The following is a 17,879-nucleotide window of genomic DNA, read 5'->3' as shown; positions in this document are numbered from 1 at the left end:
AGGTACCTGAGCGTGACCGTGCAGTTCCACGTCTAGCCTGAGGTAATTCACATGCTGGACACAGGAGTTGCCTGGTCCAGGCCAAGCCCTTGACAGGGAATTTGTTCACTTCTTAAATCACGAAGTGAACTAAGGGCCTGGCATGGTCATGACCTTCCAGTCGGGCCTCCCTCACACTCCCGGAAGGGAGCGCCATGAACTCCCCGCGCTTATCCCGGCGTCTGCTGCTGTCCTCCGTCTCGCTCCTCGCCCTCGCGTCCCTGTCCACCGGACTCGCCCAGGGCGCGGCCCCGGTGCGCACCCCCGCGCCGGCCGCGGCCGCGGTCTCGGTCCCGGCGGGGGGCGCCGCGGCCGAAGCCGTCACGTTCTCCGACGAGTTCGACGGGCCCGCCGGCTCCGCCGTCGACGGCGGGAAGTGGCAGGTCGAGACGGGTGACAACGTCAACAACCACGAGCGGCAGTTCTACACCGCGGGCAACCGCAACGCCGCCCTCGACGGCCAGGGCCATCTGGTGATCACCGCCCGCCGCGAGAACCCGGCCGACTACCAGTGCTGGTACGGACGGTGCGAGTACACCTCGGCCCGGCTGAACACGGCCGGCCGGTTCACCACGACCTACGGGCGGGTCGAGGCCGGATGAAGATACCGCGCGGGCAGGGCATGTGGCCGGCGTTCTGGATGCTGGGCCATGACATCGGCCAGGTGGGATGGCCCGCCTCCGGCGAGATCGACGTGATGGAGAACGTGGGCTTCGAGCCGTCCACGGTCCACGGCACCCTGCACGGCCCCGGGTACTCCGGCTCCGGCGGCATCGGCGCCGGGTACACCCTGCCCGGCGGGCAGGCCTTCGCCGACGCCTTCCACGCCTTCGCCGTCGAGTGGAGCCCGAACTCGGTCACCTGGTCCGTCGACGGCGCCGTCTACCAACGGCGCACCCCCGCCGACCTCGGCGGCCGCCAGTGGGTCTTCGACAAGCCCTTCTTCCTGATCCTCAACCTCGCGGTCGGCGGCTACTGGCCCGGCGACCCCGACGGCAGCACGGCCTTCCCCGCGCAACTCCTCGTCGACCACGTCCGCGTCACCACCGGCGGGGGCCGACCCGGCGGCGGCCCGATCACCGGTCTCGCCGGCAAGTGCGTCGACGTGGCCGGCGCCAACAGCGCCAACGGCACCCCGGTCCAGCTGTACGACTGCAACGGAACCGCCGCGCAGCGGTGGACCGTCGGCGCCGACGGCACGGTCCGCGCCCTCGGCAAGTGCCTGGACGTGGCGTCGGGGGGCACCGCGAACGGCACACCGGTCCAGCTCTACGACTGCAACGGGACCCCGGCGCAGCAGTGGGCCGTCCCCGCGGCCCGCGACATCGTCAACCCGCAGGCGGACAAGTGCCTGGACGTCGCCGGCAACAACCCGGCCAACGCCACCCGGCTGCAGATCTGGACCTGCACGGGAGCCGCCAACCAGAAGTGGACGGTGACCCGATGACCCGCGTCACCGGAGCCCGGCCCACGGCCCTGGTGGCCGCGGTCGCGGCCGCCACCCTGCTCACCGCCGTACAGCCCACCCAGGCGGCCGCGCCCCGGGCGGTCGTCGCCCCGGCCGCCACTTCGCAGGCGTCGGTGCGGGCCGCTGCCGCCGCCCTGCCCGCCGGCTGGTCCACGGTGGTCAACACCGGCAGCGGCAAGTGCCTGGACGCGCGGTCGGCCACGACCGCCAACGGCACCGCGGTGCAGCAGTACTCCTGCAACAACACGGCGGCGCAGCAGTGGAGTTTCACCGCGACCGGCGACGGTTTCGTCCGGATCGGCAACCGCAACGACGCCGGCCAGGTCGTCGACGTCAGCGACACCTCCTCGGCCGACAACGCGGCCTTGCACCTGTGGACGAACGGCGCCGGAGCCAACCAGCAGTGGCAGGCCGTAGGCGAGGGCGGCGGCGCCTACCGCTTCGTCAGCCGGCACAGCGGCAAGTGCCTCGACGTGCCGTCCGCCTCCACCGCCGACAGCGTCCAGCTGGTGCAGTACACCTGCAACGGCACCGCGGCCCAGCGCTTCCAGGTGGCGCCCGTGAACACCGCACCCGGTGATGTGGACCTCGGTCCGAACGTGGTCGTCTTCGACCCGTCCATGCCCTCCGCCACGATCCAGAGCCGCCTCGACTCGATCTTCCGGCAGCAGGAGACCAACCAGTTCGGCACCCAGCGCTACGCGGTGATGTTCAAGCCCGGCACCTATGGCAACGATGTCAACGTCGGCTTCTACACCCAGGTGCTCGGCCTCGGCCAGTCGCCCGACGCGGTCACCATCAACGGCGCCGTGCACGTGGAGGCCGACTGGTTCCCGCCGCAGAATGCCACCCAGAACTTCTGGCGCGGCGCCGAGAACCTGTCGGTGAACCCGGCCGGCGGCACCGACCGGTGGGCCGTCTCCCAGGCCGCCCCCTACCGCCGCATGCACGTCCGCGGGAACCTCGCCCTGGACGACAGGGGCTGGGCCAGCGGCGGGTTCATGGCCGACAGCAAGATCGACGGCCAGGTGCGGTCGGGTACGCAGCAGCAGTGGCTGACCCGCAACTCGCAGCTCGGCGGCTGGACCGGGGCCAACTGGAACATGGTCTTCGTCGGCAGATCGCGGGCGTGCTCTTCGACGCGGGGACCGTCAATTCGCGGACCCTGATGGAGGTCGGCCCGGCCGGGGCCGCCGCCGACCATGCGGCGAACCCCACCTCCCTGCACGACGTCTTCTTCCGGGTCGGTGGGGCCGCCGTGGGCAAGGCGACGACCAGCCTCGTCGTCAACAGCGACCACGTCATCGGCGACCACATGTGGATCTGGCGCGGCGACCACGGCAGCGGCATCGGCTGGAAGCACCCAACCGCCCGAACGTGCGCCTCCAGAGCATGGTGACCGTCTCGCTCGGCGGCACCGGCACCATCCGCCACGTCATCAACGACCGGGGCGGCCCTTCGAACCCGTCCACCAACGTGGCCAACCTGGGCAGCTACCCCTAGGACCCCGGCCCCGGGGCGGGACTCGTCATGCGATCACCGAGCCTTCGAAATATGATGAACGTGGCCATCTGTGTCGAAACTGAAGCGGACGTACGTCGAAGCGGTCCAGGAGCGGTCCATGAGCCCCCATAGGTCCACGCGGTCGGCGACCGCGGAAGACTTGCTGACCCGGCTCGGACGGCTCACGGCCCAGGCGCGGGAAGGGGCCGAGCTCCAGCAGGCCAGGGTGGAGCTGGCCGAAGCGCTCCAGCGGGAGATCCTTCCCGCGTCCCTCCCCGGCGTGCCCGGCCTGCGCACCGCCGCCCGGTACGCACCGGCCCGACACGGCCTGAGCATAGGCGGCGACTGGTACGACGGCTTCCCGCTCCCCGGGGGCGCGCTCGGGTTCTCCATAGGCGACGTGGAGGGCCACGACGTCGAGGCCGCCGCCTTCATGGGCCAGGTCCGCATCGCCGTGCGGGCCGTCGCCGCGTCCGCCGCGGACCCGGGCGAGGTGCTCAGCCGGGCCAATGAACTGCTGCTCTCGGTGGACTGCGACCTCTTTGCGACCTGCACCTTCCTCCGCTTCGACCCCGTCACCCGGGAGATCCACAGCGCCCGCGCCGGCCATGTGCCCGGGGTCTGGGCCACGGCCGACGGCGAGCACGGCATCGTGCGCGACGAGGGCGGCCTTCCCTTGGGCATGCTGCCGGGATCGCGCTATCCCGTGACCCGCCGCCGGCTCGCGGCGGCCGGCTCCTTCGTCCTGGTCACCGACGGGGTCGTCGAGGGCCCGTCCTTCCCGATCGACGCCGGACTGGAGCGGGTGGCCGAGGTGGTCCGGGCCAACGCGGAAGCGGAACCCGGCGACCTGGCCGCCGCGGTGATGAAGGTGGCCGACTCCACCGGCCACCAGGACGACGCCGCCGTGCTCGTGCTCCGCCATGAGGCCGTACGGGGCGGAACCGGATGACGCGGAGGGCGCGGTAGCGCGTGTCATGCTCCGACCGCGGGTGCAGGCTGTTGTCTGATGAAGCGATGCGCACCGAGGGTTTCCGACGTCTGGGCATGACGGTGCTCCGGATCCTGGTCGTCGCCGCCGCCTACTTCGCGGGCGGGCGCATCGGGCTGCTCCAGCAGGTGGTGATCCAGGGCGCGGTCGTCACCCCGCTGTGGCCGCCCACCGGCATCGCCCTCGCCTGCCTGCTGTGGCAGGGGCTCCGCGTCTGGCCCGGCATCGCCCTCGGCGCCTGCCTGGTCATCCTGTCGATCAGCGGCTCGATCGACCCCGTCGGCTTCGGGATCGCCGCGGGCAACACCCTCGCCCCCGTATGCGCCTTCCTGATGCTCCGGCGCGTCCGCTTCCGCATCACCCTGGACCGGCTCCGGGACGGCGTCGCACTGGTCTTCCTGGGCGGGCTGGGGCCGATGCTGATCAGCGCCACCGTCGGAGCCGGGCTGCTCCTGCTCACCGGCAGCATGCCCCAGAGCGGATTCTGGATCGTGTGGTGGACCTGGTGGGCTGGCGACGCCATGGGCGTGCTCGTCATCGCGCCGCTGCTCCTGGTCCTGCGCATGGCCAGGCTCCCCTCGGACGCCTACCGGTGGGCGGAGGCGGCCGCCCTGCTCGCCGCGGCCTTCGCCGTCACCCTGCTGGCGACCCGCAGTGACCTTGCCCTGTTCTTCCTCGTCTTCCCGCTCCTGGTCTGGGCCGCCCTGCGCTTCCAGCTGGAGGGCAGCGCACCCTGCATGCTGCTCGTGTCCGCCATGGCGAACACGGCGGCGATCGACCAGGAGGGCCCCTTCGACCGCCACACGCTCGTCGAGGCCATGGTCAACCTCCAGGCGCTCAACGGCTCCGCGGCGCTGACCTCCCTGCTGCTGTCGGCGGTCGTCACCGAGCAGAACGTCATCCGCGCCAGGATCGAGCAGGCGTGCCAGGACCTCGCCGAGGTCGTGGAGCGGCTCGCGCCGGGGAAGGCGCCGACCGGCTGGCCGCCGAAGGGCGAGGACATCGTGGAAACCGAGGACGGATAGCCCGGGGGCGCGCAGACGTCCAAAATCCCCCTGGACAACGGCCGGTACCCGGATAGGCTCGGCCGCTCATGGACCGGGTGCACGGGCACGGGGGTGGACACCATGGAACCGGGAAGCGCAGCGCCCAGTGATGCCTCGGTGGCAAGGATCCTGGGCGCCGACGGCAGACCCGAGGGAGCCGGCTTCCGCGCCGGGCCGCGCGAGGTCGTCACCTGCGCGCACGTGGTCGCCACGGCGCTCGGCCTGCCCGCCGACACCCGGGACGCACCCGGCGGCCGATTATGGGTCGACTTCCCGCTCGCCGAGCGCGGCACCCGGGTGCCCGCACGCGTCGAAGCCTGGACCCCGGTGCGGCCCGACGGCTCCGGCGACGTCGCCGTCCTGGAACTCCTCGCCGATCCGCCCGCCGGTGCACCCGTCGCCCGCCTCGTCGAGGACGCGGCCGGCCCCGACCGCCGGGTGCGCGCCTTCGGCTTCCCGCCGGCCTACGACGACGGCGCCTGGAGCGTCGGCTGGCTGCGCGGGGCCACCGGCGCCGGCTGGCTCCAGTACGACACCGATCCCGCCAGCGAGCACCGCGTCGAGCAGGGCTTCTCCGGGGCGCCGGTCTGGGACGTCGCCGAGGGCGGCGTCGTCGGCATGGTGGTCGCCGCCGACACGCGGTCCGATGTGCGCACCGCGTACCTGATCCCCGTACGCACCCTGCGCGAGAGCTGGTCGGCGCTGGCCGCGCGGGCCCTGCCCGCCTGCCCCTTCCGCTCCCTGGAGCCCTTCGGGGAGCAGGACGCCGGCCTCTTCCACGGCCGCGCCGAACCCGCCGACCGGATCGCCGGCCTGCTCGCCCACGCCCCCGCGACCAGCCTCGTCGGACCGTCCGGCTGCGGCAAGTCCTCCCTCCTGTACGCCGGCGTGCTGCCCCGGCTGCGCCGGCGGTCCGAGCTGGAGATCGTCGTCTTCCGGCCGGGCCGGCTCGGCCGCGCCCCGCTGGAGGCGCTCGCGCTCGCCCTGCTGCCCCGGCTGGAGCCCGACCTGACGGAAACCGCCCGGATCGCCGAACTCCCGGAACTGACCGCGCTGTTGCGGGACGGCCAGTTCCCCGCCGTCGTGGAGCGGCTGCTCGCCCGGCAGGGCAAGGAGCGGCTCCTCGTGGTCGCCGACCAGTTCGAGGAAGCCCTCACCGGAACCGGAGCCGGCGCCGACCCCGCCGAACTGGACGCCCTGGCGGGGGTGTTGGCGTACTGCCTGCTGCCCGGCTCCCGGATGCGGCTGGTCACCGGACTGCGCGCCGACTTCCTCACCCCCGCCCTCGCCCACCCGGGCCTCGCCCCGCTGTTCTCGGGCGAACGGCTCTTCACCGTGGGCGCGATGTCCGGCGGCGAACTGCGGGCCGCGGTGGAACTGCCGCTCACGGGCACCGGCGTCACCTACGACCGCGGGCTGGTCGACCGCATCCTCGGCGACGTCGGCAGCGACCCCGGACGGCTGCCGCTGCTCGAATTCACCCTGACCAAACTGTGGGAGCGCCAGCGCCACGGACGCATCGGCCACACCGCGTACGAGTCCCTCGGGCGGGTCCACGACGCCCTGGTCACCCACGCCGAGCAGGTCTGGACCGGCGCCCTCACCGACACCGAGCAGCGGGCCGCCCGCGCCCTGCTGGTCCAGCTCGTCCACCCCGGCGACGACGGCATCGCCCCCACCCGCCGCACCCTCGCCCGCTCCGAACTCCGCCCCGAGCAGTGGCGGCTGGCCCAGCGGCTGATGACCACCCGCCTGCTTGTCCCCGGCGAGGACTACCGGCCGGAATCCGGCCCGCCCCAGGAGACCGTCGAGCTGGCCCACGAGACCCTGCTGACCCACTGGGACCGGCTGCGCACGTACGTCGCCGAGGACCGCGACTTCCGCCTGTGGCAGGAGGGGCTGCGCCGCCGCATCACCCAGTGGTCCGGCGAGGGACGGTCCGGGCGGCGGCTGCTGCGCGGCCAGGACCTCCGCGACGCCCACCGCTGGCGGACCGCCCGGACGGATGAACTGCGGCCCGCGGAACAGGAGTTCATCGAGGCGAGCGGCAAGACCGCCCGGCGGCGGCTGGCCGGGATCACCGCCGTCGGCGTCGTCCTCGCCCTGCTGGCGGGGATCGGCAGCTGGGTCTGGCGTACGGACATCAGCCAGGACGCGGCGGCGAAGGCGTCGAGCGTACTGGTCCAGCAGTCCCGCGACGCCGAACTGGCCGGAAACCCAGGCGACTTCGGCATGTCGTACACGGCGCTGCTGCTCGCCCTGCGCGCCTACCGCACCCAGGACACCCCGCGCACGCGCGAGCGGCTCGGCGAGATGTACGCCCGGTACGGCTTCGCCGACATCCTCGCGCCCCAGTACCGGGGCATGACCACCGCCGTAGTCGAATGGATGCGCGTCCCAGCCGAGACCGTCACCGACGGTCAGGCGAAGGTGGTGGCCGCGCGGACGGCCAAGGGGGAGCTCGTGGTGCTGCGCGCGGACGACTCGGGCCTCAAGCGCGTGGAGACGGGGCGCACGGCGGACGTCACGGGCATCAGCCGGGACGGCACGATGGTGGCCCTGGCCGAATCGATGGGCCTGCTGCCATCGGACGGCACGCCGCCGGATCCGGGGCGGACCGCGGCCCGGCTGCTCACCGTGGAAACCGGCCGCATCCTGGACCTGGAGGCGCCGCAGGGCGGAGACCCGTTCCCCAAGGACCTCGACACGGGCCCCGACATCCCGGGGCTCGAGCTGCCCCCGCTCCCCGAGTTCCCCGGACTGGAACTGCCGACCCAGTACGCCCGGCTCGCCTTCGACCCGGGGTCCGAAGTGCTGCTCGGACAGACGGGACTGTTCGGGGAGAGCGGCAGGCTGGTGCTCTGGAACACGGCCGACGGGCGGATCAGGAAGGTCATGCCCGGCCTTCCGGAAGCCGTCGAGCGGATGTGGCCGACGGCCGGGGGAGCGCGGCTGCTCACCGTGAGCACCGAGGGCGTGTCGCTGTCGGGGTCGACCGGGGTGGTGAAGTCCTGGGACCTGACCGGCGCGGCGCCGGTCGGCAGAGAGCTGATGCGCTGGCAGAGCACCACGGCGAAGGGCGTGCACATGGACGTGAGCCCGGACCTCGCACGGCTGGCGCTGGTCGAGACGGAGACCGTGGTCCGCGGAGGGCAGTCGCTGCTCTCGCACCGGATCGCCGTGCACGGACTCGACGACGGCAGGCTGTTGCACGAGGAGCGCAGTGAGCAGCAGGTCCCGGTCACCGGGGTCTCTCTGGGCTCCGGCGGGGCGAAGCCGCTGGTGTACTACCTGGAGAACGGGGGACCGCAGATGGAGACCGCACCTTCCGGCGGCCCGGTCCGCACGTTCGGCCAGGGGCAGGCGTGGTCGGGCCTGGAACTCACCGGCCCGGCCGACGGGCCTTCCGTGGTCATGGACGGGCTCGGCATGGTCGCCGTCGCCGGACCCGGTGACGGCGGTGACGCACTCGGCAGGCTCCCGGCCCCGGGGGCGAAGCCGGTCGAGACGCCGCCCGCGGCCGAGGCCGCCCGCTGGATGACACGGCTGTGCCGGACCCTCGGCGACGAGACCCTGCCGCCCGCGGTCGACGAGAACGTGCCGCCCGGTGCCTACCGGGGGGCTCTGTGCGAGGGAAGGAACGGAACGCGTGGGTGACAACGCGCAGCTCATCTGGGTGCCGCTGGAGGCGGACGGCGAAGGCGGCGGCGAACGGGTGGTGGTGGAGGTCCCGCCCGGCAGCTCCGGGATCGTACGGGCCGCCCGGCCCGGCGAGATCGCGGGGACGGCCGCGCGCTCGCTGGCCGAGAGCTTCGACCAGGTGCGGGCGGCCGCCGCCGTGCTGCTGGACCGGATGACCACGATGCCCAGCCCGCCGGACACGGTCGAGGTCGAACTCGGAGTGAAGATCAACGCCGAGGCGGGCGCGATCATCGCGAAGACGGCGGCGGAGGGCAACTTCACCGTCCGGCTGACCTGGCAGCGCGGAGAGCAGCCGCCCGCCCCGGCGGCCGAGGGCACCGCACCCTGACGGAATCGGGTCTGGGACCGTTCAATGGAGTACGTGCACACCGGCCGGGGGGACGCGGATGACCGTGAGTCGTGACAGCGACAGCGGCAGTGACCGTGACCGTGATCGTGACAAGGGCGGGCGTGACGGACGCATCGTCACCTTCTACGCGTACAAGGGCGGCGCCGGCCGCACCATGGCGCTGGCCAACACCGCCTGGATCCTCGCCTCGAACGGCAAACGGGTCCTCGCCGTGGACTGGGATCTGGAGGCCCCCGGCCTGCACCGCTTCCTCCGCCCCTTCCTGGATCCCGCCACGCTCGGCGCCTGCCCCGGGGTCATCGACCTGATCACCGAGTACGCCGAGGCCGCGGCCGGCCCGGTGCAGCGAATGGAGGGCCGGCACGAGGACTACGCGCGCGTGCAGCGGCACACCGTAGAGCTGGCCCCCGCGGCCCTGGGCTGGGAGTTCCCGGAGGGCGGGGCCCTCGACTTCCTCTCGGCGGGCCGGCAGAACCGCGAGTACTCCGTGACCGCCACCACCTTCGACTGGGACCGCTTCTACGACCTGCTCGGCGGCGGCCGCTTCATCGACGCCCTGCGCGCCGACATGAAGCGGAACTACGACTACGTCCTGATCGACAGCCGCACCGGCCTGTCCGACACGGCGGACATCTGCACCATCCACCTCCCGGACGTGCTGGTGGACTGCTTCACCCTCTCCGGCCAGTCCATCGACGGAGCGGCCGCCGTCGCCCGGCAGATCGACGAGCGCTACTCGGACCGGCGCATCACGATCCACCCCGTCCCGATGCGCGTCGACGAGAGCGATCCGGGCCGGGCCCAAGCAGGCCGCGCACTGGCCCGGACCACGTTCGACCGGTTCGTCCACGGCCTCGCCGGGGACGAGCTCACCTCCTAGTGGCGCACCGTGGAGATCCCGTACCGCTCCGCCTACGCCTACGAGGAGACCCTGGCGGTCTTCGGCGACGAGCCCGGGCACACCGGCTCCCTGCTCGCCGCCTTCGAACGGCTCACGGCCGTGATCACCGAAGGCGCCGTCACGTCCATGCCCGATGTCGACGAGCGGACGCGCCTGCGGATCCGGGACGCCGTCGCCCGCCCCTCCGCCCCGGCCCGCGACGACCTGGTCCTCTGCTACGTCCCCGAGAACCGGATGTGGGCCGACTGGACCGAGGCGGTGCTCACCCGGGCCGGCTGCCGGGTGATCCCCGTGGACGTGTCCGCCGCGCCCGCGCCCGACGGGACGGACTTGGGCGGCGGCGACCCCGGCGTCCGGACCGTGGTGCTGCTCTCCGCCGCCTACCTCAAGTCCGACCGCGCCATGGACGCGTGGGAGCGTGCGGCCGCCGCGGCTCCGACCGGGAGCCGAGGCGGACCCATTCCGCTCACCGTGGGCGACGTCCGCCTGTCCTCGCTGTTCCCCGCCCACGACCCGGTGGACCTGTTCCGCCTCGACGAGGCGCAGGCCACGGCCGCCCTGCTGCGCGCGGTGGAGCTCCCGGCCCTCCCGGAACTCCCGGAGGGCGTGTCAGGCACCTCCTCCCGGCCCGGCCCCCGCTTCCCCGGAACCGTCCCGAGGATCTGGAACGCGCCGCCCCGCAACCCCGGTTTCACCGGGCGCGCCACCGTGCTGGAGCGGATGCGCGACCAGCTCGGCAGCGGACTGGCCGTGGTGCTGCCGCAGCCGCAGGCCCTGTACGGACTCGGCGGCGTGGGCAAGACCCAGCTGGCGCTGGAGTACGCGCACCGCTTCATGGCCGACTACGACCTGGTGTGGTGGATCCCCGCGGAGCAGACCGACGATGTGGTCGCCGCGCTCGCGGAGCTGGCCGTACGGCTGGGCGCGGGGTCCGGACAGGACATGGCGGCCGACGTGCAGGAGGCGATCGACCTGCTGCGGCGCGGTGAGCCGTCCGCCCGCTGGCTGCTGGTCTTCGACAACGCGGACGATCCCGAAGACCTCACGCGGTTCCTCCCGCCGGGCGGCCCGGGCCACGTGCTCGTCACCTCCCGCAACCAGGCCTGGTCGCAGTACGCCGACACGCTGCCCGTGGACGTGTTCCGGCGCGAGGAGTCCGTCGAGCACCTCCGGCGCCGGGCCCCCGGGCTCGGGCAGGAGGAGGCCGGGCAGCTGGCCGCGGCACTGGGCGACCTGCCGATCGCCGTGGAGCAGGCGGGCGCCTGGATCGCCGGGACCGCGACGCCGGTCGCCCAGTACCTGGAGCAACTCGCCCGGCAGCCCGCGCACGTGCTGGGCCTGAACCAGGCGCCCGGCTACCCGGAGCCGGTGGCCGCCACCTGGAACATCTCCGTCGAGCGGCTCCGGCACCGTTCCCCGGCCGCCGTACGGCTGCTCCAGCTCTGCGCCTTCTTGGGGCCCGAGCCGATCTCGCCGAACCTGCTCTTCAGCAAGGAGATGATCGACGCCCTCAAGCCGTACGACGTCTCGCTCCAGGAGAAGCTGGTGCTGGGCCGGGTGATCCGGGAGATCGGCCGGTTCGCGCTGGCCAAGACCGACCAGGTCGCCAACGCCATCCAGGTGCACCGGCTGGTCCAGGCCGTGATCCGGTCGCAGCTGACCGAGGAGGAGCAGCGCGAGGCCCGGCACGCGGTGCACCGGATCCTCGCCGGAGCCCGGCCGGACGACGACGACCCGGTCGACAACCCGGAGAACTGGCCGCGGTTCGACACGATCTGGCCGCACCTGGCCCCGTCCGAAGCCCGGTACTGCCATGAGCCGGAGACGCGCCGGCTGCTGATCGACCGGGTCCGCTACCTGTGGAAGCGAGGTGCACTCGACGCCGCCGAGCAGCTGGCCGGGGAGCTGCGCGCGATCTGGCGGGAAATCCTGGGCGATCACGACATCCAGTACCTCTACCTGCGCTTCCATCTCGCCACCATCCTCCGTTCCCGAGGCCGGTTCGTGGAGGCGCGAGAGCTGGACGAGGTCACGCTGGACCGGCAGCGCAGCGTCCTCGGCGACTCGCACCCGCACACGTACATGACCACCGGCGCCCTGGCGATGGACCTGGGCGCGCTCGGCCGGTACGGCGAGGCGAGGGAGCTGGCGCACGCCGCCCACCAGGGCTTCGCGGAGATCTTCCACGAGAGCCACCCGCGCAGCCTGGCCGCCGCGAACAACCTGGCACTGACCCTGCGCATGGTCGGGCAGTACGCGCGGGCCCGGGAGATCGACCACGAGGTCTTGGGCCGGCGCACGGAGGTGCTGGGTCCGGAGCACCCGTACACCCTGTCCTCCGCCCGGCACCTCGCCCGCGACCTGCGCGAGGTGGGCCGGTACGAGGACTCGGTACGGCTGCTCAGCCGGACCCGTGCGAGCTGCGAGCGCACCCTGGGGAAGGACGATCCCGGCACCCTGTCGGCCGCGACGAGCCTCGCCGTCTCGCTGCGCCGGGCCGGCCGGCCGGCGGAGGCGCTGGAACTGACCACGGCCGCCCGGGACCGCTACCGGGCCGCCTACATCTCGGACCACCCGGACCACCCGGACCACCCGGACCTGCCGGCCTGCGAACTGAACCTGGCCGCCGACCTGTTCGCGACCGGGGACCCGGGCGGGGCGCGGGACCTGGCGCAGGAGGTGGTCGACGCGTACGCACGGGTGCCGGGCGAGCACCACCCGTACACCCTGGCCGCCGTCAACAACCTCGCGGTCTACCACTGCGCGACGGGGGAGGCGGACGTGGCGGAGCCCATGCTCCGCCGGACCGTCCGCTCCCTGCGCGAGGTGCTGGGCGACGACCACCCGCACACCCTCCTCGCCCGGCTCAACCTGGCCGGCGCCCTGGCCGGCCTGGACGATCCGCAGGGCGCCCTGGAACTGGACCGGCAGACCGTGCCGCGGCTGAGCGAGACGCTCGGCGCCCACCACCCCGACACCCTGGCGGCCGCTGCCAACCTGGCCGTCGGCCTGGACCGGACGGGCCGCGGACAGGAGGCGGCCCGAGTGCGGGCCGGGGCCGTCGCCGAGCTGGTCAGGCTGCTCGGCGAGGACCACGCCCTGACCCGCGCCGCCCGCGAGGGACGCAGGATCCACCGCGACCTGGAACCCCTGGCCGTGTGATCCCTCGCTACGCTGCGGCCGTGACCAGTGCAGAGCTGACCCGCCGACGGGTGATGGGCGCCGGCCTCGGCGTCGCGGCCGCGGCGGGGCTCGCCGGATGCTCCGGCGGCTCCGGCCCGGTCCGGCGGCTCCGCCTCGCGACCGGGCCGGAGGGCGGACCGTACAACGCCTTCGGCGAGGCCCTGGCCCGGGCCGTCGCCGCGAGCGGCCGCCGCCTGGAGATCGTCCCGGTGAGCACCTCGGCGAGCGTGAACAACCTGCGCAAGCTGGACGACGGCACCGTGGAACTGGCGCTGGCCATGGCGGACGCGGCCGAGGACGCGGTGCTGGGGCGCGAGTCCTTCACCCGCCCCGCCGCAGTGACGGCCCTGGCCCGCGTCTACGTCAACTACACGCACCTCCTCGTCCCGGCGGACGGCCCCGTGCGCACGGTGCGGGAGCTCGCCGGACGGCCGGTCGCGGCAGGGGCGACGGGCTCGGGCGTACAGGTGGTCGCAGGGCGGGTCCTGCGGGCGGCCGGGCTGGGCGGCGGCTCCCCGGCCGCCCGCGAGCGGCAGCTGGGGCTCGCCGCCTCGGCGGCGGCACTGCGGGAGCGCGCGGTCGACGCGGTGTTCTGGTCCGGCGGGGTCCCCACCCCGGCGCTGGCCGGGCTGGCGCGCGAACTGCCGCTGCGGTTCCTCCCGCTGGACGGCTACGTGGGCGCGCTGCGCCAGGACCACGGCCCCGTCTACACCTCGGTCACGCTCCCGGCCGGGGTGTACGGGCTCACGGAGCCGGTCGGGACCATCGGCGTCGGCAACTACCTCCTGGCCCGCGACGACGTACCGCAGGGCGCCGTCCGCGAACTGCTCCAGGTGGTGTTCGAGCGGTGGAGCGACCTGCTGCGCGAAGTGACGGCGGGCGCACGCCTGGAGCCCCGGTTCGCGATCTCGACCGGGGCGGTGCCGCTGCACCCGGGCGCCGTCACCTACTACCGCTCGGTCTACGGCTGACCGGCTACGGGGCGGGCGGGAGCCGGAACTCGACGACCAGGCCGTGCGGGCTGTTGCCGCCGACGTCGAGCCGGCCGCCGCTGATCCGGGCGATCTCGTCGGCGATGGCCAGGCCCAGCCCGCTGCCGGGCACGTTCTGGTGCTCGGGGGCGCGGGCGAAACGCCGCAGCAGCAGATCCAGTTGGTCCTCCGCCACGCCCGGGCCGTCATCGGCCACCCGTACGACGGCCGTCCCGTCCGCACCCCGCCCGGCGGTCACCTCGACCCGGCCGCCGCGCGGCACGAACTTGACGGCGTTGTCGAGGAGCGCGTCCAGGATCCGGCCCGCCGCGTCCGGCAGGGCCCGCGCCCGCAGGCCGTCCGCCGGGCCGTCGGCCGTCAGCTCCAGCCCGGCGTCGCGGAACACCGGAGCCCAGGCCCGGACCCGTTCCCGTACGGCCCGCGACACGTCCTGGTCCGCCGGCTCCGCGCCCCCGGACTCCACCCGGGCCAGGGCCAGCAGCCCGTCGAGCAGCTCCTCCAGGCGCTCCGCCTCGTCGAGGGCGCGGGTGTGCTCCGCCCGGCCGGGACCGGGGGCGATGTGCGGTTCGACGTTCTCCAGTTGCAGCACCAGCGTGGCCAGCGGATTGCGCAGCTGGTGGGAGGCGTCGGCGACGAAGTCGCGCTGGCGGCCGATGGAGTCGGCCACGGCCTCCGCCATGATGTTGAAGTGCTGCCGCAGCCGGCGCAGTTCCGGTGGTCCGGTGTCGGAGACGGCCCGTGCCTGAAGGCTGCCGGCGGCCAGTCCCTCCACCGCCCGGTCCAGATCGCCGACCGGGCGCATCAGCCAGCGCGCGATCCCGGCGGCCACCAGCGCGGCCGCCGCGAAGGCCGCGGCGGCTCCGGCGGCGATGACCGACCAGCGGACCGTGACGTCCAGCCGGGCGGCGTCGGTGGACACGGCCATCAGGACCGCCCCGCTCACCCGCTCGTCCCGGCCCACCGGCTCGGCGAGCACCACGGTCTTCGGGCCCCACGGGCGTACGGTGGGCAGCCGGTCCGTGGAGCGCCCGGTGAGCGCGCGGCTCCGGGCCTCGTCCGCATCGCGGGCGTCCTCCCAGGCGGTGTCCGCCCCGGCCCGCGCGACCGTGGCACCCGCCGTGTCGACCACGGCCACCCCGGCTCCGTACAGCTGGGCGTACCGGCCGATCTCGGCCGACAGCTCCAGCCGGTCGGCGCCCGTGCGCATGCGTTCGGCGAGATCGGCGAACCGCACGGCCTCCGAACGCCGTTGCAGGAGCAGGTGCTCGGTCCGGCCCCGGGCGTAGGCGTCGGCGAGCGGGGCGCAGAGCAGCAGCGCCGCCGCCCCCATCAGGACCATCAGCACGGCGAGCAGCCGCCGCCTCACCGCCCGCCGCCCCCGCCCCCGTCGCTCCCGCCCTCGCGCCCGTCCCGTGCGGCAGGGCAGCCGAGCTGGTAGCCGAACCCGCGGACCGTGCGCACCAGGCCGGAGCGGCCGGTCTTGGCGCGGATCCCCGCCACGTGGACGTCCAGGGAGCGCGAGGCGGCGAGGAAGACGTCACCCCAGATCCGGTCCAGGATCTCCTCACGGGAGTGCACCTCGTCGGGGCGGGCCGCCAGGAAGGCCAGTACGTCGAACTCCCGGCGGGTCAGGCGGACCTCCGCCCCCGCCACCGTCACCGTACGGCCCGCCGGGTCGACCTCGACGTCCCCGCTGCGCACCCGCCCGCCCCCGGCCTCCGGCCGGCCGGCCGACGCCGCTCCCGTCCGCCGCCGCACCGTGTCGATCCGGGCCATCAGCTCGGCCATCCGGAACGGCTTGACCACGTAGTCGTCGGCGCCCGCCCGCAGCCCCTGCACGATGTCGCGCTCCTCGCAGCGGGCGGTCACCACGATCAGCGGCGCGTCGCAGACGGTGCGCAGCCGCCGCAGCAGTTCCAGCCCGTCCAGATCGGGCAGCCCCAGGTCGAGCAGGACGAAGTCCGCCTCGTGGACGAACCGCAGGGCGTCCAGGGCACGGCCCACCCGGCGGACGCTGTGCCCGCGCTGGGCGAGGGCCGTGCCGAGGGCCTGGGCCATGCGGTCGTCGTCCTCGACGAGAAGCGCGTGCATAGACAGTTACCTCGCGAGCTGTGACCGGGGTCAGAAGCTTACGGGAGCCGCCGCGGGCCGGTCCGGGCCGCCATCGGCCCCGGCCCGCGCCTTGGCCTCGGCGTCGGCCCGCTCCTCGGCACGGCTGAGCGCGGCATTGCGGGTGTCCGGCATCAGCACGTACGTCACGAGCGAGACCAGCGCGCACCCGGAGACGTACCAGAAGAACATCGTCTCGTGGCCGCTGCTCTTGAACCACAGCGCCACGTACTCCGCCGTGCCGCCGAACAGCGCGTTGGCGATCGCGTACGGCAGCGCCACGCCCAGGGCGCGCACCCGGGTCGGGAACAGCTCCGCCTTGACCGCCGCGTTGATCGAGGTGTAGCCGGTGACGATCACCAGGGCCGGCAGCGACAGTCCCAGCGCGGACCAGTAGGAGGAGGCCGACCCGAGGGCGGTCATGATCGGGTACGTGCCGACGGTGCAGCCCACCGCGAAGGTGATCAGCAGGGGCCGTCGGCCGATCCGGTCCGACAGCATCCCGGCGAAGGGCTGGAGCACGGCGAACAGGGCCAGCGCGGTGAAGCTCACCAGCGTGGCGGTGGTCTTCTCCATGCCGGCGCTGCCCACCAGGTACTTGGTGAGGTAGGTGGTGTACGTGTAGTACGCCACGGTGCCGCCCAGGGTGAGCGCCATGACCAGTCCGGCCTGCCGCCGGTGCTGCCACAGGACCTTCAGCGTGCCGCGCGCGCCGTCGTCGTCCGCGTCCTCGCCGGAGGCCTCCTCCTTGAAGGCGTCGGTCTCCTGGAGCCGCCGCCGCAGCCAGAAGACGACCACCGCGAACAACGCCCCGAGGAGGAAGGGGATGCGCCAGCCCCAGCTCTCCAACTGGGCCGTGGTGAGCGTGTGCTGCAGCGTGATCAGGATGCCCAGGCCGAGCAGCTGCCCGCAGGTCATCGACACGTACTGGAAGGACGACCCCAGGCCGCGCCGGTCGCGGGCCGACGCCTCGGTGAGGTAGGTGGCGCTGGCCGCGTACTCGCCGCCGATGCTCATCCCCTGGAGCAGCCGCGCGAGCAGCAGCACCAGGGCGCCGAAGTAGCCGGCCTGGCCGTAGGTCGGGGCGACGGCGATCAGCAGCGCGGCCACCGACATCATCGTCACGGTCAGCGTCAGCGCGCTCTTGCGCCCGTGCCGGTCGGCGGCGCGGCCCAGGATCCAGCCGCCGACGGGCCGCATCAGGAAGCCGACCGCGAAGATGCCCGCCGTGTTCATCAGCTGGGTCGTCGGATTGTCGCCGGGGAAGAAGGAGTCGGCGAAGTAGATCGCGAAGCTGGCGTAGACGAACCAGTCGTACCACTCGACGAGGTTGCCGAGCGAGCCGCCGATCAGGGCGAGACGGCGCTTCTTGCGCTCGTCCCCGGGCGGCGGCGGGGCGGGCGTCACGGTGGACGGGGACATGGCGGCTCCAGACGGACGGCGGAAGTCCCGGGCGGGGACGGGGGAGATGCCCCGGTGGCGGGGAAGTGCCCAGAGCATGCGGCCGCCGCCGGCCGCGGACAAGCTCCGCCACCCAGATCTAACGTCCCGCTAAGAAAGCCGGGGGCGTGCGCGGGCGCCAAGGGGCGTGCGGGG

General features: G+C 73.7%; 8 protein-coding genes and 3 pseudogenes. 8 read left to right on the top strand and 3 right to left on the bottom strand.

Annotation, left to right across the window (positions count from 1 at the left end; all coding sequences use genetic code 11):
* Positions 1–194: 194 nt before the first annotated feature.
* The 8 genes and pseudogenes from ACFWP3_RS01890 (at position 195) to ACFWP3_RS01855 (ending at position 14,153) form a co-directional block, all read left to right on the top strand.
* Positions 195–1,486: pseudogene (locus tag ACFWP3_RS01890) on the top strand (ricin-type beta-trefoil lectin domain protein).
* Positions 1,483–3,010: pseudogene (locus ACFWP3_RS01885) on the top strand (RICIN domain-containing protein). The pseudogenes ACFWP3_RS01890 and ACFWP3_RS01885 overlap by 4 nt, the downstream one beginning before the upstream one ends.
* Before the next feature lie 118 nt (positions 3,011–3,128).
* Complete coding sequence (locus tag ACFWP3_RS01880) at positions 3,129–3,962, top strand: PP2C family protein-serine/threonine phosphatase (protein ID WP_384215452.1); 834 nt, start codon at positions 3,129–3,131, stop codon at positions 3,960–3,962.
* A 65-nt stretch (positions 3,963–4,027) separates the two neighbouring features.
* Positions 4,028–5,026 carry an MASE1 domain-containing protein gene (locus tag ACFWP3_RS01875; protein WP_384215451.1) on the top strand — a complete coding sequence of 333 codons (999 nt, stop codon included), beginning with the start codon at positions 4,028–4,030 and terminating at the stop codon, positions 5,024–5,026.
* A gap of 138 nt (positions 5,027–5,164) precedes the next feature.
* On the top strand, positions 5,165–8,704 hold the full coding sequence (locus ACFWP3_RS01870; protein ID WP_384215450.1) for a trypsin-like peptidase domain-containing protein: 3,540 nt from the start codon (positions 5,165–5,167) through the stop codon (positions 8,702–8,704).
* Positions 8,697–9,077: a CU044_2847 family protein gene (locus ACFWP3_RS01865; RefSeq protein WP_384215449.1), complete on the top strand. Its 381-nt coding sequence runs from the start codon at positions 8,697–8,699 to the stop codon at positions 9,075–9,077. The genes ACFWP3_RS01870 and ACFWP3_RS01865 overlap by 8 nt, the downstream gene beginning before the upstream one ends.
* A 58-nt stretch (positions 9,078–9,135) precedes the next feature.
* Positions 9,136–13,161, top strand: a pseudogene (gene fxsT / locus ACFWP3_RS01860) (FxSxx-COOH system tetratricopeptide repeat protein).
* Positions 13,162–13,181: 20 nt separating this feature from the next.
* A complete protein-coding gene (locus tag ACFWP3_RS01855) occupies positions 13,182–14,153 on the top strand; it encodes a TAXI family TRAP transporter solute-binding subunit (protein WP_384215448.1) in 972 nt (323 codons plus the stop codon).
* Positions 14,154–14,157: 4 nt separating this feature from the next.
* On the opposite strand, the gene ACFWP3_RS01850 is transcribed toward ACFWP3_RS01855, so the two are convergent.
* Genes ACFWP3_RS01850 through ACFWP3_RS01840 form a run of 3 tightly spaced genes read right to left on the bottom strand, consistent with a single transcriptional unit; the run spans position 14,158 to position 17,705 of the window.
* Positions 14,158–15,540, bottom strand: coding sequence for an ATP-binding protein (locus tag ACFWP3_RS01850; RefSeq protein ID WP_384215447.1), 1,383 nt, complete (start codon positions 15,538–15,540; stop codon positions 14,158–14,160).
* A complete protein-coding gene (locus ACFWP3_RS01845) occupies positions 15,537–16,265 on the bottom strand; it encodes a response regulator transcription factor (RefSeq protein ID WP_384215446.1) in 729 nt (242 codons plus the stop codon). The genes ACFWP3_RS01850 and ACFWP3_RS01845 overlap by 4 nt, the downstream gene beginning before the upstream one ends.
* A 30-nt stretch (positions 16,266–16,295) precedes the next feature.
* Positions 16,296–17,705: an MFS transporter gene (locus ACFWP3_RS01840; protein ID WP_384215445.1), complete on the bottom strand. Its 1,410-nt coding sequence runs from the start codon at positions 17,703–17,705 to the stop codon at positions 16,296–16,298.
* Positions 17,706–17,879 lie beyond the last annotated feature (174 nt).

This window comes from Streptomyces sp. NPDC058525 (genome assembly GCF_042719495.1).
Classification (GTDB): Bacteria; Actinomycetota; Actinomycetes; order Streptomycetales; family Streptomycetaceae; genus Streptomyces.
The sequence above is the reverse complement of the archived record's forward strand: the minus strand, read 5'-3'. Positions and strand labels throughout refer to the sequence as shown.

Bases quoted from the DNA above. Each gene is read 5' to 3' on its own strand.
- ACFWP3_RS01880 (WP_384215452.1), top strand. From the start codon at position 3,129: ATGAGCCCCCATAGGTCCACGCGGTCGGCGACCGCGGAAGACTTGCTG.
- ACFWP3_RS01845 (WP_384215446.1), bottom strand. From the start codon at position 16,265: ATGCACGCGCTTCTCGTCGAGGACGACGACCGCATGGCCCAGGCCCTC.
- ACFWP3_RS01840 (WP_384215445.1), bottom strand. From the start codon at position 17,705: ATGTCCCCGTCCACCGTGACGCCCGCCCCGCCGCCGCCCGGGGACGAG.
- ACFWP3_RS01875 (WP_384215451.1), top strand. From the start codon at position 4,028: ATGCGCACCGAGGGTTTCCGACGTCTGGGCATGACGGTGCTCCGGATC.